Consider the following 21,878-nt stretch of genomic DNA (forward strand, 5'->3'; position numbering starts at 1 on the left):
GTACGTCGGTGTCTCGACCCTATCCAGACGAGGGTCGATCGCGGCCCGCCTCCCACCAAACACGACAAATACGTGGTCCGATGACCCGGACACACCCCTAGATCTCGCGAAGAGGAACGATGGCTTTCCTTCCCCAGGCCCTCGCCCACGCCCGCAACCGGCACCCGAGCAGTCGCAGGCGCCTCGGGCTGGTGCCCGTGCTCGTCACGGTGCTCGCCCTCGTGGCCGTGCTGCTGCCTCTCTCCGGCCCCGCAGCGGCTGCGCGCAAGCCCAAGCCGCGCGCGCCCAAGGCGGCTGCCGCGCCCGCCGTGGTCGGTAAGCCTCCCAGCAACTACGTGCCGGCGCAGACCAGCTACTTCAGCTACCCCAACCGGGGCAAGCGCGAGCAGCGGATCATCCGTGCCCGCGTGCTGAGCACCATCAACAGCGTCTGGGGCGGGCCACGGACCTCGATCGGCACGCCCAGGCCCGGGAACGGCTCCATCCGGATCGTGACGTGGACGTTCAACGACTGGGCCATCGCCAAGGCGCTGGTCGCCGCCCGCAAGCGGGGGGTCACGGTCCAGGTGGTGTCGACCAAGAAGGCCAACAAGCCCCACGCGCCGTGGAAGTATCTGCGCAAGAAGCTCGGCCAGAAGCTCTACCGACCGGGTCACCCGAGCACGGCGGCCACGGTGAGCTTCGCGCGGCAGTGCAAGGGGGCGTGCCGGGGGCCGGGAGGAACCGCCCACTCGAAGTACTTCCTGTTCGACAACGTCGGTTCGCACCACGTGCGCAACGTCGTGATGCAGACCTCGGCGAACCTGACCACGACGGCCTTCCAGTCGCAGTGGAACCACGCGCAGGTGCAGCACTCGAAGGCCGTCTACCAGGACTTCCTCAAGGTGTTCTGGGAGTCCCGGGTGGGCCAGCCCACGGTCAGGCCCTTCCACGCGGCCAGGTTCGGCTCGCTGGTGAACTACTTCTTCCCCCGCATCGGCGCCACCCCGGCCCAGGACCCGGTGCTGCAGACGCTTGCCCCGGTCAAGTGCACCGGCGCCCGCACGGGCGCTCGCGGGGGTCGCACCGTGATCCGGGTGATGCAGTACGCCACCTTCGGTGACCGGGGCGTCTGGATCGCCAAGCGGCTGCGCCAGCTGTGGGAGGCGGGCTGCAACGTGGCGATGGTCTACACGGTGGTCAACCGTCCGGTGATGCAGATCCTCAGCCGGAAGACCGGCCGCGGCCCGGTCCCGATGAAGCAGTCGGTGGTCGCCGACTCCGCGGGCCACATCGTGAAGTACAACCACAGCAAGTACATGGTGGTCGCGGGTCGCTGGGGCAACCGGCCGGCCGCGTTCCTGACGTTCACGGGCTCGGCGAACTGGTCGGACCTGTCCTTCACTGCCGACGAGCAGATGCAGCGCCTGGACAACGAGGCCCAGGCGAAGCGCTACATCACCAACTTCAAGAAGGTCTGGCGGCAGAAGTCCTCGAAGCGGGCCCGTCCCGGGCAGATGGCCGCCTTCGGCCGTGGTGCGGCGGACGAGCCCGTGTTCGGCAAGGGCATCTACCGCTACCTGCCGCCGGACTGAGTGGGCTCAGCGTCCCCTGGTCAGGGCCTCGAACAGCCCGGCCGCGGTGTCGTGGCTGTCCAGGAGCGCCCCCACGTGCGCCTTGCTGCCGCGCAGCGGATCGATGGTCGGGACCCGCTGCAGTGACTCGTGCCCCGGGAGGTCGAAGATCACCGAGTCCCAGGAGGCCGCGGCGATGCTGTCGGAGTACTTGCTCAGGCACCGTCCGCGGAAGTAGGCGCGGGTGTCCTCCGGAGGCTCGTGCATCGCTTCCTCGACCGCTGCGTCGTCGACGAGCCGCTTCATCCGGCCGAGCTTGAGGAGCCGGTGGTAGAGCCCCTTCTCGGGCCGCAGGTCGGCGTACTGGAGATCGATGAGGTGGAGCTTGGCGTCGGACCAGGACAACCCGTCGCGGTCCCGGTAGGAGTTCAGGAGCCTCAGCTTGGCCACCCAGTCGAGCTCGTCGGCACACTCGAAGGGATCGCGCTCGAGCCGGGTGAGCACCGACTCCCACCGCTCGAGGACGTCGCGGGTGGCGGCGTCGGCCTCGCCCCCGCGGCGCTCGGCGATGTAGCGCTGGACGAGGTGGAAGTACTCCCACTGCAGCTGCACCGCCGTCATCGTGCGGCCCTCGCCGACCTCGAGCAGGTGGGTCAGCCCCGGGTCGTGGGAGACGTGCTTGAGCGAGGCCACCGGGCGCGAGACGCTCAGGTCGGTGGTCAGGAACCTGTCCTCGATCATGCTCAGCACCAAGGCGGTGGTCCCGACCTTGAGGTAGGTGGAGATCTCCGCGAGGTTGGCGTCGCCCAGGATGACGTGCAGCCTGCGGTACTTCTCCGGGTCGGCGTGCGGCTCGTCCCGGGTGTTGATGATCGGCCGCTTGAGGGTGGTCTCGAGACCGACCTCCACCTCGAAGTAGTCCGCGCGCTGGCTGATCTGGAAGCCGTCGCCCTGCCCGTCCTGTCCCAGCCCGACCCGGCCGGCGCCGCAGACCACCTGGCGGCTGACGAAGAACGGGGTCAGGTGCCGGACGATGTCGCCGAAGGGCGTGGATCGCCGGACGAGGTAGTTCTCGTGCGCGCCGTAGGAGGCGCCCTTGTTGTCGGTGTTGTTCTTGTACAGCAGCAGGTCGCCCTGGTCCCCCTGGCCGCCGGTCGAGGCGAACCGGCACGCGTCCAGCGCGATCTGCTCCCCCGCCTTGTCCCACCGGACCACGTCGAGGGGCGTGGTGCACTCGGGGCTGGAGTACTCCGGGTGGGCGTGGTCGACGTAGAGGCGCGCGCCGTTGGTCAGGATCACGTTCGCCAGTCCGAGGTCCTCGTCGGTGAGCTGGCTGGGGTCGGCGTTCTCCCGCGACATGTCGAAGCCCCGGGCGTCGCGCAGCGGGGACTCCTCCTCGAAGTCCCACCGGGCGCGGCGGGCCTTGAGCGTCGCCGAGGCGTAGGCGTTGACCAGGCGGGTGCTGGCGACCATCGGGTTCGCGTGCGGGTGTCCCTGCACCGAGATGCCGAACTCGGTCTCTGTCCCCATGACCCTGTGCACGCTCACGTGGCGAGCGTACGTGGGACCCCGGCGAGTGCCCGGGAAGACTCCATCGTGAGACTGGAAATGGATTGCTGAGGGCCCTCACATGTTAGGTTTCGGGTGCCCCGGAGCGGGCATCTCGGTTTCTTTCCTCTGGGGGCATCACCTTGTTCACACGCCGAAGCATCACCTCGATGGCCAGCCTGGCCCTGATGGTCAGCACGCTCACCGTCACCGGATCGGTCGCCGAGGCTGCAGGCGCACCCGCCGCGATCAGCCCGAGCCAGCCCTCGATCGCCGTCAAGGCCGCAGTCTGGGGCACCCCTCCGCGCAACTACGTGATGCCTCCCGGGTCCGCCTTCACCTTCCCCAACGGCTCGAAGGCCGACAAGGTCGCCATCCGCAACCGCGTCCTGGGCACCATCCAGAGCACCTGGGGTGGCTACCGCGACGCCCACCGCCTGCCGGCGGCCGGCAACGGCTCGATCCGCATCGCGACCTGGACCTTCAACGACATGGGGATCGCCAAGGCGCTCGTGGCCGCCCACAAGCGGGGCGTCAGCGTCCAGGTCCTCGCCGCAGCCAAGGCCAACAAGAAGCACAAGTCGTGGAAGTTCCTGCGCAAGAACCTCGGCACCGCCTACTACAAGCGGGGCGTCGCGGGTTCCACCGACAAGGTCAGCTTCGCCCGCTCGTGCCCCGGCGCCTGCCGTGGACGGGGCGGTACGCCGCACTCGAAGTTCTTCCTGTTCAACAACGTGGGCGCCAAGCACGTCAAGAACGTGGTCATGTCCACCTCCTCGAACCTGACCAACTTCGCGGTGCGGGGCCAGTGGAACGAGGCCCAGACCTACCACTCCGCGCAGATCTACAACCAGTTCCTCACGATCTACCGCGAGGCCCGCCTGGCCAGGCCCCAGCGCTCGACCTACCGGGTCTACCCGGCCGGCAACGTCACCAGCCTGTTCTTCCCCCGCTACGGCACCAACGCCGCGAACGACCCGGTGATGCAGGCCCTGAACCAGACCACCTGCACCGGCGCCGGCCTCTCGGGCAAGGGTCGGACCCAGGTCCGCGTCTCGATCTACGCGCTCTACGACAAGCGCGGCACCTGGATCGCCAAGAAGCTGCGCTCACTGTGGAACGCCGGCTGCGACCTCAAGATCATCTACGCGGTCTCCACCCGCCCGATCCTCTCGATCCTGCGCAGCGGCAGCGGCCGGGGGCCTGTGCCGATGAAGCAGTCGGTGATCACCAACAGCAAGCGCATCGTGACCAAGTACAACCACAGCAAGTGGCTCACGATCGCCGGCAACTGGGGCGGCTACCGGGCCAACTACCTGACGTTCGCGGGCGCCGCCAACTGGAGCAACGCGGCGTTCTACAACGACGAGCAGATGACCCAGGTCAGGGACTACGGCACCGTCCAGGCGCACCACCGCAACTTCAACCGCACCTGGGCGCAGAAGTCCTCGCACCCGCCGGGCTACGGCAGCCACTCCACGGAGGGGCGCGCGATGCCCTCGGGCAACACGATCCCCTGGGGCAAGGGCGTGTTCAAGAACATGACCCCCAACGGCTGACCGCTCCCCCGGGCCGAGCAACGGACCCCAGCAACGGGGCCGAGCACGACGAAAGGCGCCGACCACCTGGTCGGCGCCTTTCGTCGTGTCTGCCCAGAGGTCCTAGAGGTACTGCCCGGTGTTGGCCACGGTGTCGATGGAGCGGCCGGGCTCGGTGCCCTGCTTGCCGGTGATCAGCGTCCGGATGAACACGATCCGCTCACCCTTCTTGCCCGAGATCCGCGCCCAGTCATCGGGGTTGGTGGTGTTGGGCAGGTCCTCGTTCTCCTTGAACTCGTCCACGCACGCCTGAAGCATGTGCTGGACCCGCAGTCCGGGACGGTCGTGGTCGAGGACGTCCTTGATCGCCATCTTCTTGGCCCGGTCCACGATGTTCTGGATCATCGCGCCGGAGTTGAAGTCCTTGAAGTACAGGACCTCCTTGTCCCCGTTGGCGTAGGTGACCTCGAGGAAGCGGTTCTCCTCGGACTCGGTGTACATCCGCTCGACGGTGGCGGTGATCATCCCCGCAACGGTCGCGTCGCGGTCGCCCCCGAACTCGGCGAGGTCGTCGGCGTTCAACGGCAGCTCGGCGGTGAGGTACTTGGTGAAGATGTCCCTGGCCGACTCCGCGTCGGGACGCTCGATCTTGATCTTCACGTCGAGCCGTCCGGGGCGCAGGATCGCCGGGTCGATCATGTCCTCGCGGTTGGAGGCGCCGATGACCAGGACGTTCTCCAGACCCTCGACACCGTCGATCTCCGAGAGCAGCTGCGGCACGATCGTGTTCTCGACGTCCGAGGAGACCCCCGAGCCGCGGGTGCGGAACAGCGAGTCCATCTCGTCGAAGAACACGATCACCGGCGTTCCTTCGCTGGCCTTCTCCCGCGCCCGCTGGAACACGAGCCGGATGTGCCGCTCGGTCTCGCCGACGTACTTGTTCAGCAGCTCGGGGCCCTTGATGTTCAAGAAGAACGACCGACCGGACTGACCGGTCTTCTCCGCCACCTTCTTGGCCAGCGAGTTGGCCACGGCCTTCGCGATCAGGGTCTTGCCGCAGCCGGGAGGGCCGTAGAGCAGCACGCCCTTGGGTGGCTTGAGCTGGTAGTCCTTGAACAGCTCGGGGTGGAGGTAGGGCAGCTCGACCGCGTCGCGGATCTGCTCGATCTGTCCGGCCAGCCCGCCGATCGAGCGGTAGTCGATGTCGGGGACCTCCTCGAGCACGAGCTCCTCGACCTCGGACTTCGGCACCCGCTCGTAGACGTAGCCGGACTTGGAGTCCAGCAGCAGGGAGTCGCCGGCGCGCAGGGTGACGTCGCGCAGCGGCGCGGCCAGGCGCACGACCCGCTCCTCGTCGGCGTTCGCGATCACGAGGACCCGCTCACCGTCGGCGAGGACCTCCTTGAACATCACGACCTCGCCGACCTTCTCGAAGTCGAGTGCCGCGACGACGTTGAGGGCCTCGTTGAGCATCACCTCCTGCCCCTTGGTCAGCGCGTCGAGGTCGACCGAGGGACTGACGTTGACCCGCAGCTTGCGGCCGCCGGTGAAGACGTCGATGGAGTCGTCGTCGTTGCGCTTGAGGAAGGTGCCGAAGCCGGTCGGTGGCTGGGCGAGCCGGTCGACCTCCTCCTTGAGGGTGACGATCTGGTCGCGAGCCTCGCGCAGCGTCTGGACCAGCCTCTCGTTCTGGGAGGTGACCCCTGCCAGGGTGCGCTGGGCGTCGAGCAGCCGCTGGTCGAGGGCACGGGCGGTGCCCGGCGCCTCGACGAGACGACGGCGCAGGTCCGCGACCTCCGCTTCCAGGTAGGCGACCTGGTTCAGGAGCTGGGCAGTGGTCGGTCCTTGTTCGGCACCTGACTCAGGCACGTGAACCACCTCCGGATGGGCTGGGGCTGGATTTCGACCCTACTCGGCTGCGCCCACAACCCAAGTGGATACGGCCGTGTCTCATTGCCGACGTTGCCGATCTGCAACAGAAGGGCCCTGCCCGGCGCCGCCGCTAGTCGCACACCTAGGCGGGCTGCGGAGGCAGGCCCACCGGCCGCGGGCCCTCGTAGTCGACGCCGTAGGCGCCCGGGGCCGGCCGACGCTTCTTGACCGGTGCGGTGTTGCCCGGGGCCATCCGGCGGGCCGTGACGAGGAACCCGGTGTGACCGTTCATCCGGTGTGAGGGACGGACCGCGAGACCCTCTACGTGCCACTCGCGCACCAGCGTCTCCCAGGGCTGCGGCTCGGTGAACTCCCCGTGGGCACGCAGGGTCTCCACGACCTTCCCGAGCTGGGTGGTGGTGGCGACGTACGCCACGACGATCCCGCCCGGGACCAGGGCGTCGGCGACCGCGTCGATGCACTCCCAGGGGGCCAGCATGTCCAGGACCACGCGGTCCACGGTGCCCGGCTGCTCCACCGCCGGCAGCTCCTCGACCAGGTCCCCCACGGTGAGGTTCCAGGCCGGGTGCTCACCACCGAAGAACTGGTTGACGTTGCGGCGGGCGACGTCGGCGAAGTCCTCGCGCCGCTCGAAGGAGGAGACCCTGCCGGTCGGGCCCACGGCCCGGAGCAGTGAGCAGGTCAGTGCGCCCGAGCCGGCTCCTGCCTCGACCACGTGGGCGCCCGGGAAGATGTCGGCCATCGCGACGATCTGGGCGGCGTCCTTGGGGTAGACGACCGCGGCCCCGCGCGGCATCGAGACCACGAACTCGTTGAGCAGCGGGCGGAACACGAGGTACTCGCCCCCTGACGTCGAGGTCAGGGTGAACCCCTCTTCGCGCCCGATGATGTCGTCGTGGGAGAGCCCGCCACGGTTGGTGTGGAAGCTCTTGCCCTCCTCCAGACAGATGTTGTGCCGGCGCCCCTTGGCGTCGACGAGCCGGACCCACTCCCCCGGCCTGAGTGGCCCGCGGCGCACCCCCGACCAGTCGGGTGCGTCGGATGCCTCTATGTCACTCACTTGCGAATGCCCTCCTCGAAGGCTCGATCCACGTCCTTGGTCGTCAGTACGCCGAAGACGGCGCCGTCGGGCTCGACCAGCAGGTATTCCTCGGCGGGGGTCCGGGACATCGCCCGGACAAGCTCCTCACCAGTGAGGTCGGCGCTGAGCACCATGCCGTCCTCGATCGTGCGGGCCAGCGAGCTCACCGGCACCCAGGCGCGCCGCTCCTCGGGGGTAGCGAGCAGGGCGGTCTCGTTGACCACGCCGCTGAGCCGGTCATCGCGCCCCTGCACCACGATGCCGCCGGCGCCGGCCTCCTGGGCCCGGCGTACGGCCTCGGCGATCGGCACGTCGGCGGGGACCACCACGACACGGCGGGCCAGCGGACGGGCCTGCAGCGCGGGCAGACGGCTGCGCAGGCGCGCGTTCATCAGCGACGCGGTCGCGCCTGACCACAGGAACGAGGCGATGATGAAGGTGATCAGGTAGTCGAAGATGTCCGGCGTGGTCCCGAGCAGGGTCCCGGCCAGCAGCGGCCAGCCCAGCACCAGCACCGCCGCCACGCGGCCGCCCCAGGCGGCCACGATCGTGCCACGGTGCATGCTCTTGGTGACGCCCCAGACGGCCGACTTGAGCACCCGGCCCCCGTCGAGCGGGAGCCCGGGGACCAGGTTGAGCACGCCGACGACGAGGTTGGCGCCCGCCAGTCCCTCCACGGCGAGACGGAGCAGGCCGTCGGGCGTGACGAACCACAGCGCCACGGCAGCGAGGCCGATCACGATCGAGGTGAGCGGACCGACGACCGCGACCTTGAACTCCTCGCCCGGGGTGCGGGTCTCGGAGTCGATCTCGGTCGCGCCGCCCAGGAAGTGCAGGGTGATCGAGCGGACGCCGAGTCCCTGGCGCTGCGCCATCAGCGCGTGCGCCATCTCGTGCAGCAGCACGGAGAGGTAGAGGAGCACCGCGAACGCCACGCCCGCGACGTACTTCAACGCGCCTAGGCCGGGCTGCACCTGCTCGACCCGGGGCGCCAGCAGGACCGCGATCAGCAGGGCCACCAGCAGCCAGGACGAGCGGACCAGCACGTCCACTCCGGCGATGGAACCGATGCGCAGCGTGCCCGGAGGGTACGGCGAACGACCCGGGCCGCCGCCCGATCCAGGGGGCCCGTCGTGTGCGCTCACCCCGTAACGCTAGCGCGGGTCGAACCTGTCGGAGCAGCGACCTACTGTGAGGCCATGCAGCAGGCCCAGTCTCACGCCCGGATCGGGACGCCGGTCGACGGCGAGCGGGTGCTCGGCTCCCTGTCGCCGAGCCGCGCCGGGGACTTCAAGGCGTGCCCGCTGATGTATCGCCTGCGCACGATCGACCGGCTCCCCGAGGTGCCCTCGCCCGGCGCCGTGCGCGGAACCGTGGTGCACAAGGTCCTCGAGGACCTCTTCGACCTCCCGGCGGAGCAGCGCACGCCCGAACAGGCCGAGACGATGGTCCAGGACGCCTGGGACCACGTGCTGGACCTGGAGCCGGAGCTGGGCGCCATGTTCGCCGGGGACCGGGACGGTGCCGGGGCTGAGGCCAGCGCCGGCGGCGAGGTCGCGGCCTGGCTCGCGTCGTGCCGCGAGAGCCTGCGGAGGTACTTCGACCTCGAGGACCCGCGGCGGCTCGAGCCGGCCGAGCGGGAGGTCTACGTCGAGGCCCTGTTGGACTCCCGGCTGCTGCTGCGCGGGTTCGTGGACCGGATCGACGTCGCCCCGGACGGTGCGGTGCGGGTGGTCGACTACAAGACCGGCCGCTCCCCCGGCGTCGGCTACGAGAGCAAGGCGCTGTTCCAGATGCGCTTCTACGCACTCGTGCTGTGGCGCACGCGCGGGGTGGTCCCGGCCCTGCTGCAGCTGATCTACCTCGCGGACGGGCAGGTGGTCAGCTACCGGCCCGACGAGCAGGACCTGCGGGCCACCGAGCGGCTGGTCGAGGCCCTGTGGCGGGCGATGGAGGAGGCTCGCGCCGCTGGTGAGTGGCTGGCCAGCCCCGGACCGGCCTGCGGGTGGTGCAGCTACCGGGCCTTCTGCCCGGCGTACGGCAACGAACCGCCGCCCCTGCCGGTCGCGGAACCCTCAGGCGTGCAGGCCGACCAGGTCCTCGGGGGCGAGGCCGAGCAGGCTCTCGCGCAGGACCATCCCGTCCCGGGCAGGGACCTGCACGTGGCTGGGCACGACGAGGACGCGGCAACCGGCGGCGAGGGCCGAGGCCGCGCCGGTCGGTGAGTCCTCAATCGCCACGGTGTCCGCAGGCGCGGCGCCGATCAGCTCGCTCGCGCGCAGGTAGGGCTCCGGGTGCGGCTTCCCGCGGGAGACCTCGTCACCGCAGACCAGCACGTCGAAGGAGTTCTCCGGGAGCGAGCGCAGCACCGGCTCCACGAAGCGCCGCCACGACATCGTGACCAGGGCGCAGGGCACCTCCAGGTCACGCAGGGCAGCGAGCAGCTCGCGCGCCCCCGGCCGCCAGGGCACCCGGCGCTCGACCCGCTCGATGACGCCGTCGAGCAGCTCGTCGACGATCTGCCGCGGGGTGCGGTCGATCCCCATGTGCTCGCGGATGTAGGTGGCCGAGTCGGTCAGGTCACCACCGACGATGGCCAGCGCGTGCTCCTGGGACCAGGTGCCGCCGTACTTCTCGGCGAGCGCGAACTCGCACTCCATCCAGTAGGGCTCGGTGTCGACCAGGGTGCCGTCCATGTCCCACAGCACGGCGGCTGGCAGCCCGGACGCGCCACCTGGTGCCTGACCTGCAGGAACACGAGAAAAGTCGGTACTCAGAACGCCCTCCGAAGAACTCCACGCACGTGCCGTGCGACGAACCACCCTAGAACCAGGGTGCACAGCATGCGCAATCAGCATGGGAGCGGCCCATCTCACCTGCGGGCGGTTACCACACAGGGTCCATCGGGTACCGGCAGTCTGGTGGCGGAAGCACGGGCGCTCCAGTCACGCCGGAGAGGCAGGTCACCTCGTGGCGGATCCTGTAGACGATCCTCGCCGGCCCGGAACCGACCCTGGATCCGAGCCTGGCCCCGATCCTGAATCCGGGCCGAGCCAGGTGGAGGAGGAGACTGCGCGCGCTGACCAGGAGACAGAAGCTCTGATCGCTGCCGCCGCTTCTGGGGACCTCGGCGGGACGGAGGCAAGCGCGCCGGGTTCACCGCTGCGCCGGTCTCCCTTCAGCACTGGCTTGATGGCCGGACTGGGTCTGCTCCTTGCCTACGGGCTGGTCCACGTGCTGCTCGAGCTGCATCAGATCCTCGTCTTCATCGTCTTCTCGGTCTTCCTGGCCCTGGGACTGGAACCCCTCGTGGCCTGGCTGATGCGTCACGGCCTCAGGCGGGGGTGGGCGGTACTGGCAGTGATGACCTCGCTCGTGCTGCTCGTCGCTCTTGTCGGCCTCCTCGTGGTGCCCCCGGTGATCGACCAGGCCGACGCTCTGGTCCGCGGGGCACCGAAGTATCTCGACGACCTGCAGCACGAACAGTTCGTGATCGACCTCGACTCGCGATTCCACCTTGCTGCTCAAGCCCGGGACCAGGCCTTCTCGGCCCTGGACGGTCTGAGCGCCACCTCCGTGCTGGGAGGAGTCGTGGGTGCGGGGAAGGCTGTCGTGGACGGCGTCGTCGCCGTGGTGACGGTGCTGGTCCTGACCCTCTACCTGATGGTGGCACTCCCCTCGGTGAAGGCCGCCGGGTACAAGCTGGTGCCACAGAGGCGGCGTGCCCGCGTCGTGTTCCTGGGCGAGGAGATGTCTCGCCGCGTAGGAGGCTACGTCCTGGGGCAGACGACGGTAGCCGTGATCAACGGGGTGCTTGCCTACATCATGATGCTGATCCTCGGCCTGCCGTTCTCCGTCGTGCTGGCGGTGCTGGTCGGGCTCCTGGCCCTGGTTCCCATCATCGGCACCGTGATCGGCGCGGTCCTGGTCACCCTGGTGGCACTCACCGTCGGCCCGATCACCGCTGTCGTCGCACTGGGCTACTACATCGCCTACCACGTGTTCGAGGCCTACGTCCTCTCCCCGCGCATCATGCACCGAGCCGTCGAGGTCCCGGCGATCGTCGTGATCCTCGCCGTCCTCGCCGGTGGCACGCTCCTCGGAGTCGTCGGGGCGCTGATCGCCATCCCGGTCGCGGCCGGACTGCACCTCATCTACGAACAGGTGCTCGTCCCCAGGCAACAAGGCCTCACCGAGACCTCGTAGCGTCCATCGGGCCGCCTGCTCAGTCCTCCGGGTCGTAGCCGAGGTTGGGCGAGAGCCAGCGCTCGGCCTCGGCCAGGGTCCAGCCCTTGCGCTCGGCGTACGACGCCACCTGGTCGCGGGCGAGGCGACCGACGACGAAGTACTGCGACTGCGGGTGGGAGAAGTACCAGCCGCTGACCGAGGCGCCGGGCCACATCGCCATCGACTCGGTGAGCTCGATCCCGGTGCGCTCCTGCACGTCGAGCAGCTCCCACAGGGTGCGCTTCTCGGTGTGCTCAGGGCAGGCCGGGTAGCCCGGCGCGGGCCGGATGCCGGTGTACTTCTCCGCGATCAGGGCCTCGTTGTCCAGGCCCGCGTCGTCGGAGTAGCCCCACAGCTCGGTGCGCACCCGCTGGTGCAGCCGCTCGGCGAACGCCTCGGCCAGCCGGTCGCACAGGGACTCCAGCAGGATCGCGCTGTAGTCGTCGAGGTCGTCCTTGAACTCCTTGATCTTGTCCTGGCCGCCGAGCCCGGCGGTGACTGCGAACCCGCCGACGTGGTCGCGCAGCCCGGTCTCCTTGGGCGCCACGAAGTCGCTGAGGGAGCGGTTGGGGACGCCCTCGCGGTGCTCGCCCTGCTGGCGCAGGTGGTGCAGCGTGGTGAGCACCTCGGTGCGGTCCTCGTCGCGGTAGACCTCGATGTCGTCGCCGACCGCGCTCGCCGGGAAGAAGCCGATCACGCCGTTGGCGGTGACCCACTTCTCCTTGATCATCGCGTCGAGCATGCTCTGGGCGTCGTCGGAGAGCTTGCGCGCCGCCTCGCCCGTCGCCGGGTTGTTCAAGATGTCGGGGAACCTGCCCTTCATCTCCCAGGCGTTGAAGAACGGCTGCCAGTCGATGTACTCGCGCAGCTCGGCGAGGTCGTAGTCCTCGAAGACCCGGGTGGTGGTCCCCATGGCCGGCACCGGCGGGGTGTACGCCGACCAGTCGACCGGCGTCGCGTTGGCCCGGGCCGCCTCGAGGGGGAGCAGCGGCCGGTCGTTCTTGGCGGCGTGCCGCTTGCGCAGCGAGTCGTAGTCGGCCTCGGTGTCGGCGAGCAGCTTGGGGCGCTGTTCGGGCGAGAGCAGGGCTGCGGCCACGGGAACGGAGCGGGAGGCGTCCTTGACCCAGATCACCGGGCCCTCGTAGCGCGGGGTCACCTTGACCGCGGTGTGGGCGCGCGAGGTGGTGGCTCCCCCGATCAGCAGCGGGATCGTGAGTCCCTGGCGCTGCATCTCCCCGGCGAAGTGCACCATCTCGTCCAGCGAGGGGGTGATCAGCCCGGAGAGGCCGATCAGGTCGGCGTCGACCTCCTTGGCCTTGTCGAGGATCTTCTGCGCGGGCACCATCACGCCGAGGTCGATGACCTCGTAGTTGTTGCACTGCAGCACCACGCCGACGATGTTCTTGCCGATGTCGTGGACGTCGCCCTTGACGGTGGCCATCACGATCGTGCCGTTGGTGTCCTTGGCGGTGGCGTACTCCGGCTTGTCGAGCTTCTCCTGCTCGATGAACGGGATCAGGTAGGCCACGGCCTTCTTCATCACCCGGGCCGACTTCACCACCTGGGGCAGGAACATCTTGCCGGCGCCGAACAGGTCGCCGACGACGTTCATGCCGTCCATCAGCGGTCCCTCGATCACCTCGATGGGACGGCCGCCGCGCGCCTCGATCTCGGCCCGCAGCTCCTCGGTGTCCTCCTCGACGTGGGCGTCGAGCCCCTTGACCAGGGCGTGGGTGATCCGCTTGCCGATCGGCAGCGAGCGCCACTCGCTGACGGCCGCCTCCTGCTTCTCGCCGCTCCCCCTGTGGGCCTCGGCGATCTCCAGCAGCCGCTCGGCGGCGTCGGGGCGCCGGTTGAGCACGACGTCCTCGATCCGCTCGCGCAGAGCGGGCTCGATCTCGTCGTAGATCACCAGGGCACCGGCGTTGACGATGCCCATGTCGAGCCCGGCCTGGATCGCGTGGAACAGGAAGACCGAGTGGATCGCCTCGCGCACCGGGTTGTTCCCGCGGAAGGAGAACGACACGTTGGAGATACCGCCGGAGACCAGCGCCCCCGGCAGGTTCTGCTTGATCCAGCGGGTGGCCTCGATGAAGTCCACGCCGTAGTTGGCGTGCTCCTCGATGCCGGTGGCCAGCGCGAAGCAGTTCGGGTCGAAGATGATGTCCTCGGCCGGGAAGCCGATCTCGTCGACGAGGATCCGGTAGGCCCGCTCGCAGATCTGCTTGCGGCGCTCGAGGTTGTCGGCCTGTCCCTCCTCGTCGAAGGCCATCACCACGGCGGCGGCGCCGTACTTGCGGCAGAGGCGGGCGTGCTCGCGGAAGGCGTCCTCGCCCTCCTTCATCGAGATCGAGTTCACGATCGACTTGCCCTGCACGCAGCGCAGGCCGGCCTCGATCACCTCCCACTTGGAGGAGTCGATCATCACCGGGACCCGGCTGATGTCGGGCTCGCCGGCGATCAGCTTGGTGAAGCGGTCCATAGCCGCGACGCCGTCGATCATCCCCTCGTCCATGTTGACGTCGATGACCTGCGCGCCGGCCTCGACCTGCTGAGCGGCCACGGAGAGCGCGGTCGTGTAGTCACCGGCCTTGATCAGGTTGCGGAACTTCGCCGACCCGGTGATGTTGGTGCGCTCGCCGATGTTGACGAACAGGGAGTCCTCGGTGATGTTCAGCGGCTCCAGGCCGGAGAGACGCATCGCCGGCTCGGGCTCGGCAGGGACCCTCGGCTCGGCGCCCGCGACGACCTCGGCGATCCGGGAGATGTGGCCCGGGGTGGTGCCGCAGCAGCCGCCGACGAGGTTGACCAGGCCGGCAGTGGTGAACTCCTCGAGCACGGCAGACATCTGGTCGGGGGTCTCGTCGTACTCCCCGAAGGCGTTGGGCAGCCCGGCGTTGGGGTAGCAGTGCACGAAGCAGTCGGCCACCCGGGAGAGCTCGGCCAGGTAGGGACGGATCTCGGCTGCGCCCAGCGCGCAGTTCAGGCCCACGGCCAGGGGACGGGCGTGCCGCACGGAGTTCCAGAACGCCTCGGTCACCTGGCCCGAGAGCGTGCGCCCGGAGGCGTCGGTGATCGTGCCGGACACGATCACCGGCCAGCGCCGGCCCCGCTCCTCGAACAGCGTCTCCAGGGCGAAGATCGCTGCCTTCGCGTTCAGGGTGTCGAAGATCGTCTCGATCAGCAGCAGGTCGGCACCGCCGTCGACCAGGCCGGCGGCCTGCTCGGAGTAGGCCTCGACCAGCTGCTCGAAGCTGGTGTTGCGGAAACCGGGGTCGTTGACGTCAGGCGAGATGGAGGCGGTCCGGTTCGTGGGGCCCAGTCCCCCGGCCACGAAGCGCGGGTGCTCGGGGTCGGTCTCGGTGACGGCGTCGGCGGCCTCGCGGGCCAGCCGGGCCGACTCGTAGTTGAGCTCGTAGGAGAGCTCCTCCATGCCGTAGTCGGCCTGGGAGATGCGCTGGGCGTTGAAGGTGTTGGTGGCGACCACGTCGGCACCCGCCTCGAGGTACTCCCGGTGGATCGACCGGATGATGTCGGGCTGGGTGAGGCTGAGCAGGTCGCTGTTGCCGCGTACGTCGCTGGGCCAGTCGGCGAAGCGCTCACCGCGGTAGCCGTCCTCGTCGAGGCCGTGGCCCTGGATCATCGTGCCCATCGCGCCGTCGATGACCAGGATGCGCTCGCTCAGCAGGGACGTGAGCGCCTCCGTGGCGTCCGGTCGCTCGAGCGACGCTCGGCCATTGGCTTCGCGGCCGGTCTCGTGCTCGGACTTGCTGGTGCTGCTCACAGATGTACTCCGGTGCGTCGAGGAACCCCAAGCCTAGGTAGCGGACCGACCCGGGACAGACCATTTTCACATGGTGGCCACCCCGCTCCCTGGGTAGGAGTCCTAGGGTTGGCACGTGATCGAGATCGACGACGTGCCCCGCCTCGTCAGCCCGGTGATGGTGGCTGCGTTCGAGGGTTGGAACGACGCCGCCTGCGCTGCCTCCGGGGTGGTGGACCACCTGATCGACGTCTGGGGGGCCCGCCTGGTGGCTGCCGTGGATCCGGAGGAATTCTACGACTACCAGGTGAACCGCCCCATGATCGGTACGACGGACGAGGGGATGCGCCGGATCACCTGGCCGTCGACCCAGGTCTACGTGGCCCGGCCCACCGGCGCGGACCGTGACGTGGTGCTGGTGCGCGGCATCGAGCCGAACATGAAGTGGCGCCAGTTCTGCGCCGAGCTGCTCGCGTGCGCCGACGAGCTGGGCGTCGAGCTGGTGGTGACCCTGGGGGCGCTGCTGGCCGAGACCCCGCACACCCGGCCGATCCAGGTCAGCGGCACCGCCACCGAGCTCGACCTCGAGGACCGGCTCAAGCTCGAGCCCGCGACCTACGAGGGACCCACCGGGATCATCGGCGTGCTCCAGGACGCCTGCGGACGCCTCGACATCCCCGCCGTGTCCTTCTGGGCGGCCGTCCCGCACTACCTGCCGCAGCCGCCCTGCCCGAAGGCGACGCTGGCGCTGCTGGGACAGCTGGAGGACCTGCTCGAGACCGGCATCCCGCTGGGTGACCTGCCCGAGGACGCGCGGGCCTGGGAGCGCGGCGTCGCCGAGCTCGCGGAGGAGGACGAGGACGTCGCGGAGTACGTCCGCGGCCTCGAGGAGAGCCAGGACACCGCGGAGCTGCCCGAGGCCAGCGGCGAGGCGATCGCCCGTGAGTTCGAGCGCTACCTGAAGCGACGGGACAAGCCCGAGGAGTAGCGGTCGGGTCCTACAGCTCGACGCCGAGTGCGGAGTCGACCAGGGCCCGCACGACCTCGCCGGCGCCCGGCTCGGAGTCGTCGCCGAAGGTCGTCGAGCTCGCCCAGTGGTCCAGCAGACGCAGCGCGAACGGTGCATCGAGGTCGTTGGCCAGCGCCGTGAGGACGTCGGTCACCAGGTGGGCGGTCGGTGCCCCCGCGCCCCGCGAGACGGCCTCGCGCCAGCTCTCGAGCCGGGTCGCCGCAGCCGTGACCTCGGACTCCTGCCAGCCCCAGTCGCCGCGGTAGTGGTGGCCGAGCAGCACCAGCCGGATCACCATCGGGTCCAGGCCGCTCTCGCGCAACGTGGAGACCAGCACCAGGTTGCCCTTGGACTTCGACATCTTCTCGCCGCCGAGCCCCACCATGCCCGCGTGCACGTAGGCCTTGGCGAACGGCTTGCCGCCGTCGGCGACCTGGGCCTCGGAGGCACTCATCTCGTGGTGCGGAAAGACGAGGTCGCTGCCACCGCCCTGCACGTCGAGCGGGGTGCCGAGGTGGACGCGTGAGATCGCGGAGCACTCGACGTGCCAACCGGGACGCCCCCGGCCGAACGGTGAGTCCCAGGCGGGCTCACCGGGGCGCTCGGCCAGCCAGAGCAGGCAGTCCAGCGGGTCCTTCTTGCCGGGACGGTCGGGGTCTCCCCCGCGGTCGGCGAACACGCTGAGCATCTGCTCGCGGGTCCAGCCGGAGACCTTCCCGAAGCCGGGGTCGTGGGTGACCGAGAAGTACAGGTCGCTCGCGTCGGTGCCCGGAGCCGGCACCTCGTAGACGCTGCCGGCCTCCTGCAGCTCGCGGATCATCTCGATCACGTCCGGGATCGCCTCGACGGCGCCGACGTAGGCGTCGGGCGGGAGCACCCGCAGCGCCTCCATGTCGGTACGGAACAGGTCGGTCTCGCGCTCGGCGAGGGCCACCCAGTCCTGGCCGGTGTCGTTGGCCCGCTCGAGCAGCGGGTCGTCGACGTCGGTCACGTTCTGCACGTAGTGCACCTCGTGGCCCGCCGAGCGCCAGGCGCGGTTGAGCAGGTCGAAGGCGACGTAGGTCGCCGCGTGGCCCATGTGGGTGGCGTCGTACGGCGTGATGCCGCAGACATAGAGGCGAGCGGTGCCGTCCGCGGAAGAGACCTCGCGCAACGCCCCGGTGGAGCTGTCCACGACCTGCACCGCGGGTCCACGGACGCCCTCGGGAAGGTTCTTGGTCCCGGTGGTGCCCCCGGGCGAGCTCCAGGCACGCATGGCGGCGAGCCTATCGGCCAGCCTCAGAACGGCGGCCACGGGATCGGGGGCCACCCACCTCGGGGCACCGGGAACGTGCCCGTGCGCAGCAGTCGCTCGCAACGGCGACCCACCGCATCCACCTCCGCCACGGTCAGCAGCGACTCCAGGGTCTCGCGCAGCGCCGACTCCTGGCTCGACCGCACGGCCTCCCGCACCGACTCCACGCCGGTGAGCTCCTCGTCGGTCAGCGGCATGCCCGCCCAGCCCCACAGCACCGTGCGGAGCTTGTCCTCGGAGTGGAAGCAGACCCCGTGGTCGACGCCGTAGCGGTGTCCGTCCGGCATCGGCAGGATGTGCCCGCCCTTGCGGTCGGTGTTGTTGGTGATCACGTCGAAGACCGCCATCCGTCGCAGCGCCGCCGAGTCCTCGTGGACCAGGATCACCGGCTCGTCCCTGGCTCCCGTGGCGTCGAGCACGTGCAGGAAGCCCGGGGGCACCTCGCCGGCCGGGACGATGTCCACCGGGTCGAGCTGTCCCTCCGGCGTCTCCTCGGCCTCCATCCACAGCTGCACCATCCCGCGCCCGGCAGGACCGTCGCGCAGCACCGTGGGCGGGACGATGTTCCAGCCGAGATGGTCCGAGACCACCCAGGCGGCGTACTCGCGATCGGCCAGGGTGCCGTCGGTGAAGTCCCACAGCGGGCGCTCCCCCGAGCTCGGCTTGTAGACGCACTGGGCATCGGTGCCGGCCAGCTGGGTCAGAAAGGTGTGGTTCGAGGCGGGCATGATCCGCCCGAGCACCACCAGCTCGGATTCCAGCAGCTCACAGCGGTCCGGGGCCGGCACGGGCTCAGCTCTGGGTACGCCGGTAGCCGTTGGCACGGGGGCACAGGTGCCCCTGGGGGTCCATCGGTCCCCCGCAGAACGGGCACGGGGCCCGCCCGGCGCCGACCACGGACTCGGCCCGGGTGGCGAACGCACGCGCCATCGCGGCCGTCATCCGCACCAGCAGCACCTCGTCGGGCTCGGGCTCCTCGATCGGCAGGTCGATGAGCTCCTGCTCGGCGGCATCGACGACGACCTCGACCTCGACCTCGACGACCGGGAACACCTCGATCACGACACGCTCGTCCTCGGCGTCCCAGGACAAGGTGATCGTCCCAGCGCGGAACTCCTCCTCGATGGGCTGCTCGAGGGGGTCGTTGTCGATCATCCCGACCGGGGTCATCGCGGGGATCGTCGACTCGGAGTCGGCGGCCGAGATCAGCTCGTCGAGCAGCTCTGCGACGCGCTCACCGAGGATCTGCACCTGCTGCTTCTCCAGGGCGACCGAGGTGACCTTGCTGCCGGCCCGTGCCTGCAGGAAGAAGGTCCGCTGCCCGGGCTCGCCGACAGTCCCGGGCACGAAGCGCTCGGGCGGGTCGAACTGGTGCACGACGGCCATGCCCCGACCCTATTGCTTCCTCGATGGAGCCTGCGCCGAGGGACCCGCGCCGCCCCCGACGTCGGCGTCGCCGGAGCGGCCGCGCCGCCGGCCGGCCGGCTTGGCGGCGAGGTGGGACAGGCTGCCCGACCTGGAGTTCATCGTCAGCACGAACGCCCGTTGGGGCGTGTAGCGGATCACCGAGAGGCTCGCGGGGTCGACCACGATCCGCTGGAAGGCGTCGAGATGCATCCCGAGGGCGTCGGCGAGGATCGCCTTGATGACGTCCCCGTGGGAGACCGCGAGCCACACCGCGTTCTCCCCCGCCTCGGACTCCACCAGCGCGTCGCGGTCACGGATGGCGGCGATGCCCCGTGCCGACATCTCCGCGAGGGACTCCCCGCCGGGGAACCGGGCGGCCGAGGGCTGGGTCTGGACGGTGCGCCACAGCTTCTCCTTGGCGAGGGTCTTCAGCTCCTTGCCGGTCCAGTCGCCGTAGTCGCACTCCACCAGCCGCCGGTCGGTGACCGCCCGCATGCCGGGCATCAGGATCCGGGCCGTCTCCCGGCACCGCTCCAGGGGGCTGGTGACGACGGCCGCCAGGGGAAGACCGGCGAGGCGCTCAGCAGCGGTACGTGCCTGCGTCGTCCCCTCCTCGTCGAGGTGGACGCCCTTGCTGCGGCCGGCCAGGACGCCGGTGGCGTTCGCGACCGTCCGTCCGTGGCGCGCCAGGATCACGGTTGCCATGACCGGAGCGTAGCGGGGCGGACTAACCTGATCGGGTGATCGTGGACAACGCCTTGTACCGCAAGGGTGAGCGGGTCGATCTCGGTCTGGAGATCGAGGACCTTGCCGGTGTCCTCGACCAGGCGACCGGGCCCGACGACTTCGTGTGGGTCGGCCTGCACACGCCGGACTCGGCCGACCTGGAGGCGATCGCCAAGATCTACGACCTCCATCCACTGGCGGTCGAGGATGCGATCGCGGCGCACCAGCGCCCCAAGGTCGAGCGCTACGAGGGCTCGCTTTTCATCGTGCTCAAGACCCTCTGGTACGTCGACGAGGAGGACGCGGTCGAGACCGGGGAGATCAGCATGTTCGTGGGCCACAACTTCGTGATCACCGCCAGGCACGGCAGCGGTGGTGGCCTCAGCGACACCCGCCACCGGCTCGAGGGGATGCAGTCCGTGCTCAAGCACGGTCCCTCAGCGGTGGTGTACGCCGTGGCCGACCAGGTCGTGGACCACTACACCGAGGTTGCGGCCTCGCTGCAGGTGGACGTGGACGAGGTCGAGGAGTCCGTGTTCTCCACGAGCCGGACCAACGACGCCGCGAGGATCTACGTCCTCAAGCGGGAGCTGGCCGAGATGCGCCGCGCGGTCCTCCCCCTGCGCGAGCCGATGACCGCCTTTGCCGGCGGCAGGTTCGAGGGCATCCACGAGGACGCGGCGCCGTACTTCCGCGACGTCGCCGACCACCTGGCCAGAGTCGCGGAGAACGTCGACACCTTGGAAACGCTGCTCTCGGCGGCGTTCGACGCCCACACCGCGCAGATCTCGGTCCAGCAGAACAACGACATGCGCAAGATCTCCGCGGGAGCCGCCCTGGTCGTGGTGCCGACCCTGATCGCGGGCATCTACGGGATGAACTTCAAGTACATGCCCGAGCTCGACTGGCGCTTCGGCTACCCGTTCTCGCTGCTGCTGATGCTCAGCGCCATGGGCGCACTCTGGGTGCTGTTCAAGCGCTCCGGCTGGCTCTGAGCCGACCTAGCCGACGAGCACTCCGGCCCACAGCAGCCCGAGGGTGAGCAGCCCCAGCCCGATCCGGTAGATCACGAACGGCAGGTAGGAGCGCGTCGAGACGTAGCGCAGCAGCCAGGCGATCGCGGCGTACCCGACCACGAACGAGACCACTGTGGCCACAATCGTGGGTCCCCAGCCGAAGTCGTTGTGGCCGTGGGGGATCTCCTTGAGCTCGAAGAGTCCGGCGCCGACGACCGCCGGGATCGCCAGCAGGAACGCGAACCGGGTGGCTGCCTCACGGCCCATGCCGAGGAAGAGCCCCATCGAGATGGTGGCGCCAGAGCGGGAGACGCCCGGCACCAGCGCAGCCGCCTGGGCGAGGCCGAGGAGCACCGCGTCGCGGATCCCGATCGACTTGAGCTCCCGCTTGCGCGAGGAGAACCGGTCTGCGATGCCGAGGACCACACCCATCACGATCAGGGCGGTGGCGATGATCCACAGGTTGCGCAGGTCCTTCTCGATGACGCCCTTGAACAGCACGCCCAGCACCACGATCGGCAGGGATCCGGTGATCACGTACCAGCCCATGCGCGCGTCGAGATGTCCGCGGTACTCCGGCTTGAACAGTGAGCGCACCCAGGTCGACCCGATCCGCCAGATGTCCTTGCGGAAGTAGATGAGGACCGCGAGCTCGGTGCCGATCTGGATGACCGCGGTGAAGGCTGCGCCCGGGTCTCCCCAGCCGAACCACTCCGGGAAGATGCGCAGATGAGCACTGCTCGAGATCGGGAGGAACTCCGTCAGCCCCTGGATGAGTCCTAGGACGACGGCCTTGAGGAAGTCGAGCACGCGGTCAGTCTAG

The 21,878-nt window shown here is 69.5% G+C and carries 16 protein-coding genes and 1 pseudogene; 6 read left to right on the plus strand and 11 right to left on the minus strand.

Going from position 1 to position 21,878, the window contains the following annotated elements:
- Nucleotides 1-119: 119 nt before the first annotated feature.
- Nucleotides 120-1,574, plus strand: a complete 1,455-nt coding sequence (locus AC4BGB_RS01250; protein ID WP_490544149.1) for a phospholipase D-like domain-containing protein — start codon at nt 120-122, stop codon at nt 1,572-1,574.
- Between the two features lie 6 nt (nt 1,575-1,580).
- Here the strand turns inward: AC4BGB_RS01250 and dop are convergent, their stop codons facing one another.
- Complete coding sequence (gene dop, locus AC4BGB_RS01255) at nt 1,581-3,101, minus strand: depupylase/deamidase Dop (protein ID WP_490544150.1); 1,521 nt, start codon at nt 3,099-3,101, stop codon at nt 1,581-1,583.
- Nucleotides 3,102-3,271: 170 nt separating this feature from the next.
- Here dop and AC4BGB_RS01260 point away from each other — a divergent pair, with 170 nt between their 5' ends.
- The gene (locus AC4BGB_RS01260) at nt 3,272-4,660 is read left to right on the plus strand and encodes a phospholipase D-like domain-containing protein (RefSeq protein ID WP_490544151.1); all 1,389 of its coding nucleotides are present in this window, start codon (nt 3,272-3,274) and stop codon (nt 4,658-4,660) included.
- Nucleotides 4,661-4,762: 102 nt separating this feature from the next.
- Here AC4BGB_RS01260 and arc read toward each other — a convergent pair whose 3' ends face one another.
- From arc to AC4BGB_RS01275, 3 genes are all read right to left on the minus strand, one after another.
- Nucleotides 4,763-6,508 (minus strand): proteasome ATPase, encoded by a 1,746-nt coding sequence (gene arc / locus AC4BGB_RS01265; RefSeq protein WP_490544152.1) that lies wholly within the window; start codon nt 6,506-6,508, stop codon nt 4,763-4,765.
- A 145-nt stretch (nt 6,509-6,653) separates the two neighbouring features.
- Nucleotides 6,654-7,592, minus strand: coding sequence for a tRNA (adenine-N1)-methyltransferase (locus tag AC4BGB_RS01270; RefSeq protein ID WP_490544153.1), 939 nt, complete (start codon nt 7,590-7,592; stop codon nt 6,654-6,656).
- Entirely contained in the window at nt 7,589-8,758 is a 1,170-nt protein-coding gene (locus tag AC4BGB_RS01275) for a site-2 protease family protein (protein WP_490544154.1), read from the minus strand. Before AC4BGB_RS01275 ends, AC4BGB_RS01270 begins: the two co-directional genes overlap by 4 nt.
- Nucleotides 8,759-8,812: 54 nt before the next feature.
- On the opposite strand from AC4BGB_RS01275, the gene AC4BGB_RS01280 reads away from it, so the two are divergent.
- Nucleotides 8,813-9,838: a RecB family exonuclease gene (locus tag AC4BGB_RS01280; protein ID WP_490544155.1), complete on the plus strand. Its 1,026-nt coding sequence runs from the start codon at nt 8,813-8,815 to the stop codon at nt 9,836-9,838.
- Here AC4BGB_RS01280 and AC4BGB_RS01285 read toward each other — a convergent pair.
- Nucleotides 9,833-10,471: pseudogene (locus AC4BGB_RS01285) on the minus strand (HAD family hydrolase); the annotation flags it as partial. The gene AC4BGB_RS01280 and the pseudogene AC4BGB_RS01285 overlap by 6 nt on opposite strands.
- A 334-nt stretch (nt 10,472-10,805) precedes the next feature.
- Between AC4BGB_RS01285 and AC4BGB_RS01290 the strand changes: the two are divergent.
- Entirely contained in the window at nt 10,806-11,819 is a 1,014-nt protein-coding gene (locus AC4BGB_RS01290) for an AI-2E family transporter (protein WP_490544156.1), read from the plus strand.
- Nucleotides 11,820-11,838: 19 nt separating this feature from the next.
- On the opposite strand, the gene metH is transcribed toward AC4BGB_RS01290, so the two are convergent.
- The gene (gene metH, locus AC4BGB_RS01295) at nt 11,839-15,624 is read right to left on the minus strand and encodes a methionine synthase (RefSeq protein ID WP_490544157.1); all 3,786 of its coding nucleotides are present in this window, start codon (nt 15,622-15,624) and stop codon (nt 11,839-11,841) included.
- Nucleotides 15,625-15,739: 115 nt separating this feature from the next.
- On the opposite strand from metH, the gene AC4BGB_RS01300 reads away from it, so the two are divergent.
- Nucleotides 15,740-16,591, plus strand: coding sequence for a PAC2 family protein (locus AC4BGB_RS01300; RefSeq protein ID WP_490544158.1), 852 nt, complete (start codon nt 15,740-15,742; stop codon nt 16,589-16,591).
- 10 nt (nt 16,592-16,601) lie between these two features.
- Here the strand turns inward: AC4BGB_RS01300 and mshC are convergent, their stop codons facing one another.
- The 4 genes from mshC to AC4BGB_RS01320 are packed head-to-tail and all read right to left on the minus strand — an operon-like array spanning nt 16,602 to nt 20,018.
- Nucleotides 16,602-17,867: a cysteine--1-D-myo-inosityl 2-amino-2-deoxy-alpha-D-glucopyranoside ligase gene (mshC, locus tag AC4BGB_RS01305; RefSeq protein ID WP_490544159.1), complete on the minus strand. Its 1,266-nt coding sequence runs from the start codon at nt 17,865-17,867 to the stop codon at nt 16,602-16,604.
- Between the two features lie 23 nt (nt 17,868-17,890).
- A complete protein-coding gene (locus tag AC4BGB_RS01310; protein ID WP_490544160.1) occupies nt 17,891-18,694 on the minus strand; it encodes an SCO1664 family protein in 804 nt (267 codons plus the stop codon).
- Nucleotides 18,695-18,698: 4 nt separating this feature from the next.
- Nucleotides 18,699-19,292, minus strand: a complete 594-nt coding sequence (locus tag AC4BGB_RS01315) for a DUF3090 family protein (RefSeq protein WP_490544161.1) — start codon at nt 19,290-19,292, stop codon at nt 18,699-18,701.
- A gap of 9 nt (nt 19,293-19,301) precedes the next feature.
- Entirely contained in the window at nt 19,302-20,018 is a 717-nt protein-coding gene (locus AC4BGB_RS01320) for an MSMEG_4193 family putative phosphomutase (protein WP_490544162.1), read from the minus strand.
- Between the two features lie 35 nt (nt 20,019-20,053).
- On the opposite strand from AC4BGB_RS01320, the gene corA reads away from it, so the two are divergent.
- Nucleotides 20,054-21,034 carry a magnesium/cobalt transporter CorA gene (gene corA, locus AC4BGB_RS01325; RefSeq protein ID WP_490544163.1) on the plus strand — a complete coding sequence of 327 codons (981 nt, stop codon included), beginning with the start codon at nt 20,054-20,056 and terminating at the stop codon, nt 21,032-21,034.
- A gap of 6 nt (nt 21,035-21,040) precedes the next feature.
- Here corA and AC4BGB_RS01330 read toward each other — a convergent pair whose 3' ends face one another.
- A complete protein-coding gene (locus tag AC4BGB_RS01330; RefSeq protein ID WP_490544164.1) occupies nt 21,041-21,865 on the minus strand; it encodes an undecaprenyl-diphosphate phosphatase in 825 nt (274 codons plus the stop codon).
- Between the last annotated feature and the right edge of the window lie 13 nt (nt 21,866-21,878).

It is taken from the genome of Nocardioides sp. Z30_9, from assembly GCF_058215735.1.

Excerpts from the sequence above, each read along its gene's own strand:
- AC4BGB_RS01250 (WP_490544149.1), top strand. The coding sequence starts at position 120 with ATGGCTTTCCTTCCCCAGGCCCTCGCCCACGCCCGCAACCGGCACCCG.
- AC4BGB_RS01260 (WP_490544151.1), top strand. The coding sequence starts at position 3,272 with ATGGCCAGCCTGGCCCTGATGGTCAGCACGCTCACCGTCACCGGATCG.
- AC4BGB_RS01280 (WP_490544155.1), top strand. The coding sequence starts at position 8,813 with ATGCAGCAGGCCCAGTCTCACGCCCGGATCGGGACGCCGGTCGACGGC.
- AC4BGB_RS01290 (WP_490544156.1), top strand. The coding sequence starts at position 10,806 with ATGGCCGGACTGGGTCTGCTCCTTGCCTACGGGCTGGTCCACGTGCTG.
- mshC (WP_490544159.1), bottom strand. The coding sequence starts at position 17,867 with ATGCGTGCCTGGAGCTCGCCCGGGGGCACCACCGGGACCAAGAACCTT.
- AC4BGB_RS01315 (WP_490544161.1), bottom strand. The coding sequence starts at position 19,292 with ATGGCCGTCGTGCACCAGTTCGACCCGCCCGAGCGCTTCGTGCCCGGG.
- AC4BGB_RS01320 (WP_490544162.1), bottom strand. The coding sequence starts at position 20,018 with ATGGCAACCGTGATCCTGGCGCGCCACGGACGGACGGTCGCGAACGCC.